General features: G+C 58.0%; 8 protein-coding genes. 2 read left to right on the top strand and 6 right to left on the bottom strand.

Annotated elements, in window-relative coordinates; genetic code table 11:
- Nucleotides 1-4: 4 nt before the first annotated feature.
- From CU103_RS05595 to CU103_RS05585, 3 genes are all read right to left on the bottom strand, one after another.
- Complete coding sequence (locus CU103_RS05595) at nt 5-1210, bottom strand: MFS transporter (protein WP_106662942.1); 1206 nt, start codon at nt 1208-1210, stop codon at nt 5-7.
- A 153-nt stretch (nt 1211-1363) separates the two neighbouring features.
- Nucleotides 1364-2446, bottom strand: coding sequence for a glycosyltransferase family 4 protein (locus tag CU103_RS05590; protein ID WP_106662941.1), 1083 nt, complete (start codon nt 2444-2446; stop codon nt 1364-1366).
- Complete coding sequence (locus tag CU103_RS05585; protein ID WP_106662940.1) at nt 2436-3257, bottom strand: UDP-2,3-diacylglucosamine diphosphatase; 822 nt, start codon at nt 3255-3257, stop codon at nt 2436-2438. Before CU103_RS05585 ends, CU103_RS05590 begins: the two co-directional genes overlap by 11 nt.
- Nucleotides 3258-3483: 226 nt before the next feature.
- Here CU103_RS05585 and CU103_RS05580 point away from each other — a divergent pair, with 226 nt between their 5' ends.
- Both CU103_RS05580 and CU103_RS05575 read left to right on the top strand, forming a co-directional pair.
- Nucleotides 3484-5781, top strand: a complete 2298-nt coding sequence (locus CU103_RS05580; RefSeq protein ID WP_106662939.1) for an NADP-dependent malic enzyme — start codon at nt 3484-3486, stop codon at nt 5779-5781.
- Nucleotides 5782-5873: 92 nt separating this feature from the next.
- Complete coding sequence (locus CU103_RS05575) at nt 5874-6866, top strand: DUF2865 domain-containing protein (protein ID WP_170116988.1); 993 nt, start codon at nt 5874-5876, stop codon at nt 6864-6866.
- Here the strand turns inward: CU103_RS05575 and gltX are convergent.
- The 3 genes from gltX to CU103_RS05560 form a co-directional block, all read right to left on the bottom strand.
- Nucleotides 6784-8157, bottom strand: a complete 1374-nt coding sequence (gltX, locus tag CU103_RS05570) for a glutamate--tRNA ligase (RefSeq protein WP_106662937.1) — start codon at nt 8155-8157, stop codon at nt 6784-6786. The genes CU103_RS05575 and gltX overlap by 83 nt on opposite strands.
- 66 nt (nt 8158-8223) lie before the next feature.
- Entirely contained in the window at nt 8224-10038 is a 1815-nt protein-coding gene (locus CU103_RS05565) for an ABC transporter ATP-binding protein (protein WP_106663313.1), read from the bottom strand.
- A 368-nt stretch (nt 10039-10406) separates the two neighbouring features.
- A complete protein-coding gene (locus tag CU103_RS05560) occupies nt 10407-12080 on the bottom strand; it encodes an NAD+ synthase (RefSeq protein WP_106662936.1) in 1674 nt (557 codons plus the stop codon).
- Between the last annotated feature and the right edge of the window lie 43 nt (nt 12081-12123).

The following is a 12123-nucleotide window of genomic DNA, read 5'->3' as shown; positions in this document are numbered from 1 at the left end:
TTTCCTAGGCCTCCCGTTGTTCGAGCCTTAGCGAGACATTCGCGAGGAAGAGCCCGAAAGCAGCGAAAGCGACCATAACATAGAAACCATAGATGCCGGTGGCGCTGTAGAGCGGGCCGGATGCCATCGTGACAATTGCCAGAGATGTGCCGATAAAAAATGTTGAAAGTCCTTGGGCAGTGCCACCACGTTCTTCGGGAATTGTAAGCGCGATCATCTTCTGCATGCCGAGAAACGAAAGCGCGAACGAGAAAGCATGCAGGCTCTGGACAACCAGAAACCCGGCGACGCCCAGACCGGCCGGAGCAATGAGCGGAAACACCGTCCATCGGAACATCGCGACTGCCGAGCCGATCATCAGCACCTTGGCCGGGTGAAGGCGGCCGAAAAGCCGGCGGAAACAGGTGAACATGATCACTTCCGCCACCACGGAAATCGACCACAGCGTTCCGATCATGGTTTCCCCGATACCGATCGATTTCCAATAGATCGCGGAGAAACTGTAGCCATAGGCATGACTGGCCTGGGTAATGCCGGTGGCGATCAGAAAGGTGACGAAGGCCGGCCGTCGCAGCGCCCTGCCCGCGTCCGCCATGTCCACATCCGAAAGTGGAGACAGGCGGCGCGGCTTGCCGATGCGCGGCACAATGAAGCTCATGGCGCATGCTGCTATCAGTGTGCCCAGCAATGCCCACGGTATGATGTGTTCGCCCACATTCTGGATAAAAATACCGCCAACGAACGAGGTGAGCAGAAAGGATATCGATCCCCATACACGCATCTTGGCAAAATCAGCGCCATAGCGGCGCACACCCGACAAGGCGATTGTGTCGGCAAGCGGTACCTGCGATGTCCACGGCGGTGCCAATGCCAGCGAAACAACCAGAATTCCCGCAAAGCCGAAGGGCACAAAGTAGAAGGCAGCGACCAGGACCGCGAGGATCGTGGCAATGGTCAGAATATGCGCGCGGTCGTTTGAGCGGTCTGCGAGCATGGAAACCAGCGGCGCTGCAATGACACGCACGAAAAGCGGCATGGACAGGACGATGGCGATTTGCGTCGGCGTCAGGGAGCGGTACTCGAGCCACAGCGGAAAATACGGCAGGTGCAATCCGCTGGACATGAAAATCGCGAAATAGGCCAGTGCAACCCGCAGCTCGAAACGAGGCGGCTTCTCCTGGTACGTGTCCGCTGAGGCGGCGGCTATCATTGAAGAACTTTCGGAAGATCAGAATGGCCCAGGCAGAATCGCAACCCTGCATTGCCTGAATTTTCGAACTAACACGAAAATTCCCAAGCGCCTAGAAACGCTGGTGATTTTATTCTTCGATTGAGATTTGACTTCCCAACAAATGGAATATTGCTATTGAGCAGATACAGCGCGACTGGATTTCACCTTGCTCGCTGCAAGTTCCCTCGAACCGACAATTGTCGTCAGCACGCTCTCGAAAATATCGGCGCAGGCCTCCCAGCTGAAACCCTGGAGCCTGACATCGGGATCGACGCGGCCCATATCCAGCGCGGCGAGCGCCGCTTCCCGCAAGTCGTTTGAGAGGACGCCCGCACCCGAGGCGCCGATTACATCCTTTGGGCCGGGCACGGGATAGCCAGCCACGGGCAGACCGCAGGCTATGGCTTCCAGGAGCACCAGTCCGAATGTGTCGGTGCGGCTTGGGAAAACGAAGACATCAGACCCCGCATAGAATTGGGCAAGCTCATCGCCCTCTTTCTTGCCGGCAAACACGGCCTTCGGGAATTTCCGCTTCAATTCCTCCAGATCCGGACCGTCGCCGACGATGAGCTTGGTTCCAGGCAGATCAAGCGACAGGAACGCTTCGAGGTTTTTTTCCGGTGCAACACGGCCGACGCACAGGAAAATCGGACGGGCCAGCTTGAGATCAACTTCCGGTCGGGGACGGAAGAGTTCACGGTCCACGCCGCGCGTCCACACCTTAAGCGTATCGAAGCCTCGGGCCACCAGTTCGTCATGGATCGATTGCGTGGGGACAAGACAGCTTTCAGCCGCATTATGAAAACGCCGGAGGAAACCATAGGTCCAGGAAAGCGGGATCGGCAGCCTCTCGCGCAGATATTCGGGAAATCGCGTGTGGAAGCTGGTGGTAAAGCGCCAATTGTTCTTCAGGCAAGCTCGCCGCGCCATGATGCCGAGTGGGCCTTCCGTGGCAATATGGACGAATGCCGGCTGAAGCGCCTCGATCCGCGCCTTGACCGCGAACGGATGGGTCAATGCCAGGCGGATTTCCGGATAAGTTGGACAGGGGGCCGAACGATAGTCTGCTGGCGAAATGATCGTCACCTCAAAGCCGCGCGCTTCCATCTGCTCGCGCAACTTGGTCAGCGTCCGCACCACACCGTTCACCTGCGGGTGCCAGGCGTCAGAAACAATGACGAGCCGTTTTGGCTGGGCGCTACCCTCAGGCCGCATTCGCCGCCTTTGGACGCTTGTCGTCCAGTCGAACGACGGGTGCGAAACCGGCCAGCTCGCCGATCAGATGCGTCCACGACAGCAGCTCCATGCGGCCATCATGATGTTCGACAATTGCGGTGCAACTTTCCACCCAGTCGCCGGTATTGATGTACTCTATACCGTCTATGTGCTCGATCGTTGCGTGGTGGATGTGACCGCAAATTACGCCGTCAGCGCCGATACGCCGGGCTTCCTCGGAAACCACTGTCTGAAATGAACCGATAAAGTTCACAGTTTTCTTGACCCGGAACTTTGCCCAGGCCGAAAACGACCAGTAGCGCAGGCCGAGCATGCGCCGTACCTTGTTCATGATCGTGTTGATGGCCAGCGCGGCGTCGTAGGCCCAGTCGCCGAGATAGGCGATATGCCGGGCATTGCGCACCACGACGTCGAACTGGTCGCCATGGATGACCAGGAACTTCCGGCCGTCGGCTGTCTCATGCATCGTGCGATCCATCACCTCGATGCCGCCGAAATGCGTCCCCTGAAAATCGCGCAGGAACTCGTCGTGATTGCCCGCGATATAGAGGATGCGGGCGCCCTTGCGGCTCTTGCGCAAAAGCTTCTGGACGATATCGTTGTGTTCCTGTGGCCAATGCCAGCTGCGGCGCAGGCGCCAGCCATCGACAATGTCGCCGACAAGATAAATCGTATCCGCATCGTGGTATTTCAGGAAATCGAGAAGGAAATTTGCCTTCGCGCCTTTCGAGCCGAGATGTACATCGGACAAAAACAGCGTACGGAACTTACGGGCCTCGTGCTCGACCATGGTGCTGATCTCCGTTCAGCGCTGACGCCGGGGCGTCCAGTTGCGCTGACACAAACCCGATTCATGTCACAATCATATGACGGCACGGAAAAGTCGGTGTTTTCAGAAGATAAACACTTGTAACAAAATAGACTTCATTTATGCCTCGCGCTGTTATTTATGCGTGCTACACAAATTGAAACGCGAATTTATGACGCTGAGCCAATTTTCCCGGAGGACTTCATCCATGGCCAAGGACAACCTACCCAGCAGTTCCGACCTTGAAGAAAGCGCCCTGTTCTATCATCGCTTTCCTCAACCGGGTAAGCTGGAAATCCAGGCTACGAAGACGCTGGGGAATCAACGCGACCTGGCACTTGCCTATTCGCCTGGCGTTGCCGCGCCATGTCTTGCCATTCACGAGAATCCGGCAACGGCAGCAGATTATACGAGCCGTGCCAACCTCGTCGCCGTCATCTCCAACGGCACTGCGGTTCTTGGCCTCGGCAATATCGGACCGCTTGCATCCAAGCCCGTTATGGAAGGCAAAGCCGTCCTGTTCAAGAAATTCGCCAATATCGATGTCTTCGACATCGAAATCGACGCCCAGGAGATCAACAAGATCGTCGATGTGGTAGCGGCACTCGAGCCGACCTTCGGCGGTATCAACCTCGAAGACATCAAGGCTCCTGAATGTTTCGAGGTCGAGGAACAGCTCCGCGCCAAGATGAACATTCCTGTCTTCCATGACGATCAGCACGGCACGGCGATCATCGTGGCAGCGGCTATCCTCAACGGTATGGAGCTTGCTGGCAAAGACCTTTCCAAGGTGAAGATCGTCGCTTCCGGCGCCGGCGCAGCGGCCCTTGCCTGCCTTAACCTGCTGGTAAAACTCGGTGCGGACCGGAAGAACATCTGGGTCTGTGACATCGATGGCGTCGTCTATGAAGGCCGCAATACGTTGATGGATCGCTGGAAATCAGTCTACGTGCAGAAGACCGATGCACGCGTGCTCGCCGACGTCATCGGCGGCGCTGACGTTTTCCTTGGCCTGTCCGCCGCCGGCGTGTTGAAGCCTGAGCTTCTGAAGCAGATGGCCCCCAACCCGCTGATCATGGCACTTGCCAACCCGAACCCGGAAATCATGCCGGAAGAAGCACGCGCCGCGCGCGCTGATGCCATGATCTGCACGGGCCGGTCGGATTTCCCCAACCAGGTCAATAACGTTCTTTGCTTCCCCTACATCTTCCGTGGCGCACTTGATTGCGGGGCGAGCGCGATCAACGAGGAAATGAAAATGGCCGCGGTGAAGGCCATTGCGGCGCTCGCCCGCGAAGAGCCATCGGATGTGGCGGCGCGCGCCTATTCCGGTGAAACGCCAACTTTCGGTCCGAACTACCTCATTCCTTCGCCTTTCGATCCGCGCCTCATCCTGCGCATCGCCCCGGCAGTGGCGAAAGCGGCCATGGAGACCGGGGTTGCCGAGCGTCCCATCGAGGATTTCGACGCCTATCTTGACCGGTTGAACCGTTTCGTCTTCCGCTCCGGCCTGATCATGAAGCCGATCTTCACGGCAGCAAAGACTGCCGAGAAGAAGCGCGTGATCTATTCTGACGGCGAAGATGAGCGCGTCCTGCGTGCTGCGCAGGTGGTGCTGGAGGAAGGGATCGCCGTCCCTACGCTGATCGGGCGTCCGCAGGTCATCGAGTCTCGTCTGCAGCGCTACGGCCTGAAGATCAAGATCGGCACCGATTTCGACGTCATCAACCCCGAAGACGATCCGAGGTACCGCGACTATGTCGATCTCCTCGTCAATTTGACCGGGCGGCGCGGCACGACGCCGGAAGTGGCGCGAAGCGTCGTTCGCGGCAGCAGCACTGCCATTGCTGCTCTTGCCATCGTCCGCGGTGAAGCTGATGCGATGATTTGCGGTCTCGAGGGCCGTTTCGAACGGCACCTGCGCAACGTCGACCAGATCATCGGCAAATCCGAAGGCATTCGCAATTTCTCTGCCCTGAGCCTGCTCATCTCGCAGCGCGGCGTGCTCTTCCTCACTGACACCTATGTCAGCATTGATCCGACCGCCGAGGAAATCGCCGAAAAGACTGTTCTTGCGGCCAATGAAATCCGCCGCTTCGGAATCGAGCCAAAGGCAGCATTGCTGTCTCACTCCAATTTCGGCTCGCGCGATTCCGATAGCGCCGCAAAAATGCGTACTGCCTCGGAAATCCTGCGGGCGAAGGCCCCAGATTTGGAACAGGACGGCGAAATGCACGGCGACTCCGCACTTTCGCAGGTCCTGCGTGAGCGCGTTCTTCCGCATTCGCGTCTGCGCGACGAAGCCAATTTGCTGGTCTTCCCCAACCTCGATGCCGCAAACATCACGCTCAACGTCGTCAAGACGGTAACCGACGCACTGCACGTCGGACCGATCCTGCTTGGCGCGGCTAAGCCGGCGCACATCCTGACGCCGTCCGTGACATCACGCGGGATCGTCAACATGACGGCTCTGGCTGTTGTGGAGGCATCACAACGTACGGAATAAGCCTGCGAATGTCTCATTACTGCCGCATCATTGTGGATGGGTCATGCGCATTCGTTTCCCCTCGAATGCGCATGATAACCCCGGGCTTCTGGATGTATCGGTTACTTCACCTCCTTGTATTTGCCGTTGCCGCCATTGTGGCAACGACGCAGCTTGCTTCTGCAAATTCAGATATTTGCATGCGGATGCAGCAACGGCTTGATCAGCTTAACAGCAGCTCTGATCCGGACGATTATGAACTCACGCTCCGGCGCGATCGGGTTGAAGCGGCGCTTGATGCAAATGACTGCCCCACAATCGATGAGCCGATCCATGCGGAGCCCCGGCGCGATGTCCCGCTTTACGATGAGCCGCAACGCGACCAGCCATTGCAGGAGTTGCCAGGCGATGTGGCTCAGCCGCGTCCCTATGATATCCTCGGGAACGAGCCGGAACCGATCGAGCGGGAAATGAGCACAGCACCGGTTTACGGCGGCCGCTATCAGACGCTGTGCGTGCGCACATGCGACGGTTACTATTTCCCGATTTCCTACGAAACGGGTGCCGAGAATTTCTCGCGTGATCAAACGCAATGTCAGGCCCAATGCCCGGGCGCAAAGCTTTTTTATCAGCCGACCGACAACCAGAATCCTGAAACAATGATTTCGCTGAGAGGGGATGTTTACAAAAACATGCCGAACGCTTTCAAGTTCAGGAATGTTGGCGCCACTGCAACGCCGCAATGTTTTTGCCAGAAGCCTGCCGGAAACTTCAAGACGCTGGGAAATCCGCGGGAAGTACCCGTGGAACCAGTCAAACCCGTACCAGCTCCCGATGCAAACAAATCGCTCGAAGCCAGGTCAGAACCGGCGAAACCCACGGAAAGCAAGCCTGCGGAGCCCGCACCTGCTGCGGAGGCAGCGAACCCCTCTTCAATTATTCAATTGGGCGAGCCAGCGAAGGGAAATATCGAGAAGCCGAAACCCTTGACCGAAGACAAGCCCATCGACCCCAACCGCAAGGTCAGGGTCGTCGGGCCAGCGTTCCTTCCCGACCAAGCAGGGGCAACAAGTCTGCAAGCTCCGGACCAGAAGTCAGGCCGGTAAGCGCGACACGCAGCGGCATGAATAGCGGCTTGCCCTTTCGCCCGCTCTGCGCTTTTACGGCATCGGTCCACTGTTTCCATGTGTCACGATTCCACGGCTCAGGCGGTAGCAGATCGAACGCGGCCCCGACGAACTCGCGATCCTCTTCGGCAAGCTGCTCATCCGTTGCAGGGCCGTCCTTGATGATCTTCCACCAGCTGGCGGCATCCGACACGCGCGAAAGATTGCCGCGCACAGCCAGCCAGAAATCTTCTGCGCGATCGCCTTTGATCCCCAGCGCCTCAAGACGCTCTTTCGCGTCGGCGAAGGGCATGGCGTGAATCAGCGACCGATTGAGTGCATCGAGGTCTGCAGGGTCGAACTTCGACGCGGATTTCGATGTGGCCGCGGGATCAAAAATCGCTGCAAGCGCATCCATGCTGGATACAGCAGTGACATTTTCCGATGTACCGATCAACACCGCCAAGCTGGCAACAGCCATCGGCTCATAACCGTCACGGCGCAAGCTGCCGATCGAGAGTGCCCCGGTACGTTTGGAAATTCCCTCGCCGGAGGCGGTCGTCAGGAGGTTGATATGCCCGAGTTCGGGGACCTTCGCCCCCAGAGCCTCGATGATCGAGATCTGAACGCCGCTATTGGTGATATGGTCATTGCCACGGATGATATGGGAGATTTCCATATCTATGTCGTCGACGACCGATGTAAACGTATAGAGATAGGTGCCGTCCTCACGCACCAGAACCGGGTCCGACAGCGACGAAAGATCAACCGTTTCCCTGGCACGCACGAGATCGTCCCAGTGAACTTCGGTCCTCGCAATCGAAAATGGATCGTCCTTGAAGTTTGGCAGGAGAAAACGCCAATGCGGACGCCGGCCCTCCGCTTCAAGCTTTGCCCTGTCGGCATCTGTCAGTTTAAGGGCATCCCGGCCATAGATTGGCGGCAGGCGGCGAGCCAGACGCAGTTTGCGCTTGCGTTCCAGTTCCTCGGCCGTCTCATAACAGGGATAAAGCAGGCCCGATGCCTTGAGCCTCGCGGCTGCCGCGTCATAGTTCGCAATACGCTTAGACTGGTATTCGATACGCACCGGTTTGATACCCAGCCAGTCAAGATCCGCGATCGTCGCCTCGGCATATTCCGTCTTGGAACGAATAGTATCCGTATCGTCAAAGCGCAGGATGAATTGGCCATTGTTCTTCAGCGCGAACAGCCAGTTGAACAAGGCAATCCGCGTGTTGCCAATGTGGATGTAACCGGTCGGAGATGGTGCAAAACGGACGGTGATGGTCATGCTGGGGGCATATCGGATGCCGCTACAATTGGCAATATGGGCCGCGCCTGCACGCGGCCCATATTCTTAGTCGTCGTTGAGGACAAGCCCCTTGGTCAGCTCGAGCGCCTGCCGCTCAAACAGGCCGCGGTAGATACCGCCATTGAGCCTGATCAGCGCTTCATGGTTGCCTTCCTCGGCGATCCGGCCGTGGTCGAAGACCAGAAGCCGGTCGAGCGAACGCACGGTCGACAGGCGGTGAGCAATCACCAGCGTCGTCCGTCCCAGCATCAGCCGTTCCATGGCCTGCTGGATCAGCACCTCCGATTCAGAATCGAGGCTGGAGGTTGCCTCGTCCAGAATGAGAACGGGTGCATCTGCCAGGAACGCCCGCGCGATGGCCACGCGTTGCCGCTCACCGCCGGAAAGCTTGACACCGCGCTCCCCCACCAGCGTGCTGTACCCCTTCGGCAAAGCCGAAATGAAGTCATGCGCGCTGGCCTGCCTTGCGGCCTCCTCGATCTCCTCCTGCGTGGCACCGGGCCGCGCATAGGCGATATTTTCCGCCAAAGACCGATGAAACAGGATCGGCTCCTGCTGCACGATGGCGATCTGCTGACGCAGCGAGGCCTGGCGCACGCCGGCAATATCCTGACCGTCGATCAGGATCTGACCGGCCTTCACATCATGCAGTCGCTGGATCAGCTTGACGAAAGTCGTCTTGCCCGATCCGGAGTGACCGACCAGCCCCACCCGCTCGCCTGCCCGGATCGTCACCGAGAACCGGTCGTAGAGCGGCAGACGATGCGCACCGTAGAGGAAGGTCACATTGTCGAACTCGATCTTGCCATTGGTGATCCGGATCGGCTTGGCGCCAGGCCTGTCTTCAATGCCAAGCGGCTGACTCTGGATATCAACCAATTCCTCCATGTCATTGACCGAACGCTGCAAATTGCGGATATGCATCCCGACTTCCCGCAGGTAGCCCTGCAGGATGAAGAAGGATGTCAGCACAAAGGTGATGTCACCCGCACTCGCCTGCCCATTCGACCACAGGACCAGCGCAAAGCCGATGACCGCAGCCCGAAGGATAAGCAGCATCGAGCCTTGCGTCGTGCCGTTGCGTGTGCCGCGGATCCAGGTGCGGGCTGTACGGTCCTGCCATTTGGTCAGAACCTTGGCCAGGCGCGCATCTTCACGGCTCTCCGCACCAAACCCCTTCACCACCATATTGCAGCTGACAGCATCGGCGAGCGACCCGCCGAGCTTTGTGTCCCAGCGATTGGCAAGGCTTGCCATCGGTGCGACATAACCAAGCGACATCATCATCGTGACCGAGACAAAGACCAGCGATCCGATGCCGATGATCACACCCATCATTGGCCAGTACCACGCCATAAGTGCTGTTGAGCCAGCGAGCATGACAATCGACGGGAACAGGGCGAGCAACAGCGTATCGTTCAGGAGATCGAGCGCCCACATGCCGCGCGTTACCTTGCGCACGGTCGAGCCGGCAAAGCTGTTTGCATGCCAGTCGGTCGAAAACCGCTGGATGCGGTAGAATGCACCCAACGCAATATCCGACATCATCTTCAATGTCAGAGTCGTGACCGCAATAAAGGTGATGTGCCGCAGGACGATCGCACCCAGCGACAAGGCAAGCAACGCCGAGAACGCCGCGATTGCGGCATTCCAGACCACTGCTTCGGTGGCGTGACCATTGACGACCGCATCGACGAGCCGCCCTGAATAGAGCGGTGTCAAAACGTCGGCCAGTGTCGAAAGCAACACCGCACCAAGAATGACAGCCAGACGCACCGGCTGCTTTTGCCAGTGTTTCCAGGTGAATCCAAGAACGCTGCGGAATGCACCACCGCGCAGGTCGAATCGAAAAAAAGACATGATAATGTCCAGCGCCAAGCGCACCGGCCTCAATAGAAAATTCAGACAAGAATGCCGTGAAAAGGGAACAAGAATCAGTACGGCATGATTGATTTGGCGACTCGCCTGGATACAGGAAAGGCCAATGTCGGCGATGAGTTACCTTGACTTCGTGAAGTCAATCGAGAGGCCGTAAGGCTTCCCGTCATCACGTGTCAGGAACGAACGCCGCCCCGCGGGGACATGGAAAAAGCTGTCATTCGTGAACCTCCCGGTCTTCATTGCCGGAAGATCGCTTATAGGTGAATCGTTCCCGGGCGCCAAGCGCCTGTTTTTTAGGCAGGCGCTTTTCGGATATTGGTGCGGCCAGATTGCAACAGTTAGCCGGTCTAGCTTCGATCCCGAAACCGGTTGGTGATCGGATAACGCCGGTCGCGGCCAAAATTCTTCTTTGTCACCTTTACACCCGGCGCAGACTGGCGGCGCTTGTATTCGGCAATGTAGAGCAGGTGCTCGATGCGTTCGACCGTCGCGCGGTCATGACCGCGCCCGACGATTTCATCGACGCCCATCTCGTGCTCGACGAGGCATTCCAGAATATCGTCGAGCACCGGATAAGGCGGCAGCGAATCCTGGTCGGTCTGGTTTTCACGCAGCTCGGCCGAGGGCGCCTTCTTGATGATGTTCACCGGGATAACCTCGCCCGAAGGGCCGAGACCACCGGCGGGGACATTGTTATTGCGCCATTCCGACATGGCATAGACCTGCATTTTGTAAAGGTCCTTGATCGGATTATATCCGCCATTCATGTCGCCATAGAGTGTGGCATAGCCGACCGACATTTCGGACTTGTTGCCCGTGGTCACCACCATGGAGCCGAACTTGTTGGAAATCGCCATCAGGATGGTGCCACGCGCGCGGCTCTGCAGATTTTCTTCGGTAATGCCTTCCTTGGTGCCCTCGAAAGTCGGGCCAAGCGCCTTGAGGAAGCCCTGTACCGGCTCGAAGATCGGCACGATGTCGTAGCGGCAACCAAGCATGCGGGCGCAATCCTCGGCGTCCTTCAGCGAATCTTTCGACGTATAGGTATAAGGCATCATGACGGCGCGCAGGCGCTCTTCGCCCAATGCATCCACCGCAAGCGCAGCGCAGATCGCGGAGTCGATACCACCGGAAAGGCCGAGCACGACATCCTTGAAGCCATTCTTGTTGACGTAATCGCGCAGGCCCAGCATGCAGGCACGGTAATTCGCCTCTTCGCCCTCCGGAATCCTCGACATCGGCCCTTCATGGCATGCCCAGCCATTGGCTCCGCGCCGCCATGTCGTGACGATCAGCTGTTCCTCGAACTGCGACATCTGGAACGCAAGGTTCTTGTCGGCATTGAACGCAAAGGAGGCACCGTCGAAAATCAGATCGTCCTGTCCGCCGAGCTGGTTTGCAAAGACCAGTGGCAGTCCCGTCTCGATCACCTGACGCAGCGCCACCTGATAGCGCACATCGACCTTGCCGCGATAATAGGGCGAGCCATTGGGTACGCAGAGAATTTCCGCGCCACTCTCCGCCAGCGTTTCGCAGACGTCATGATCGCCCCAGATATCCTCGCAAATTGGAATACCAATGCGCACCCCGCGGAAATTGACGGGACCGGGCATGGGGCCAGCCTGGAAGACACGCTTTTCATCGAACTCGCCATAGTTCGGCAGATCGACCTTGAAACGCTCGGCAATCACTTTACCGCCGTCGAGCACCATGACCGAGTTGTGCAAGCCGGTCTCACGCTTCAGCGGCGTTCCTATGATGACCCCCGGACCACCATCGGCGGTATCCAGGGCGAAATCCTGCACCGCCTTTTCACAGGCTTCGATGAAAGCGCGCTTGAGCACCAGATCTTCCGGTGGGTAACCCGAAATGAAAAGCTCGGTGTAAAGGACGAGATCGGCGCCCTGACGTGCGGCGTCCGCTCGTGCTTCGCGGGCTTTTGCCAGATTGCCCTTGATGTCACCCAGCACCGGATTGAGTTGGGCGATGGCGATACGGAGAATGTCGGGATTTTTGCTCATGTTGAGTATTTAGCATTTCGTTGTTCGATAAACAATGTGGGCG

Source organism: Phyllobacterium sophorae, from assembly GCF_003010965.1.
GTDB classification, from domain to species: domain Bacteria; phylum Pseudomonadota; class Alphaproteobacteria; order Rhizobiales; family Rhizobiaceae; genus Phyllobacterium; species Phyllobacterium sophorae.
Note: the sequence above shows the minus strand (reverse complement) of the source record. Positions and strands in the feature narration are given on the sequence as shown.

Coding starts and splice junctions, on each gene's coding strand:
- CU103_RS05585 (WP_106662940.1), bottom strand. CDS start 3,257: ATGGTCGAGCACGAGGCCCGTAAGTTCCGTACGCTGTTTTTGTCCGAT.
- CU103_RS05580 (WP_106662939.1), top strand. CDS start 3,484: ATGGCCAAGGACAACCTACCCAGCAGTTCCGACCTTGAAGAAAGCGCC.
- gltX (WP_106662937.1), bottom strand. CDS start 8,157: ATGACCATCACCGTCCGTTTTGCACCATCTCCGACCGGTTACATCCAC.
- CU103_RS05590 (WP_106662941.1), bottom strand. CDS start 2,446: ATGCGGCCTGAGGGTAGCGCCCAGCCAAAACGGCTCGTCATTGTTTCT.
- CU103_RS05560 (WP_106662936.1), bottom strand. CDS start 12,080: ATGAGCAAAAATCCCGACATTCTCCGTATCGCCATCGCCCAACTCAAT.
- CU103_RS05575 (WP_170116988.1), top strand. CDS start 5,874: ATGTATCGGTTACTTCACCTCCTTGTATTTGCCGTTGCCGCCATTGTG.
- CU103_RS05595 (WP_106662942.1), bottom strand. CDS start 1,210: ATGATAGCCGCCGCCTCAGCGGACACGTACCAGGAGAAGCCGCCTCGT.
- CU103_RS05565 (WP_106663313.1), bottom strand. CDS start 10,038: ATGTCTTTTTTTCGATTCGACCTGCGCGGTGGTGCATTCCGCAGCGTT.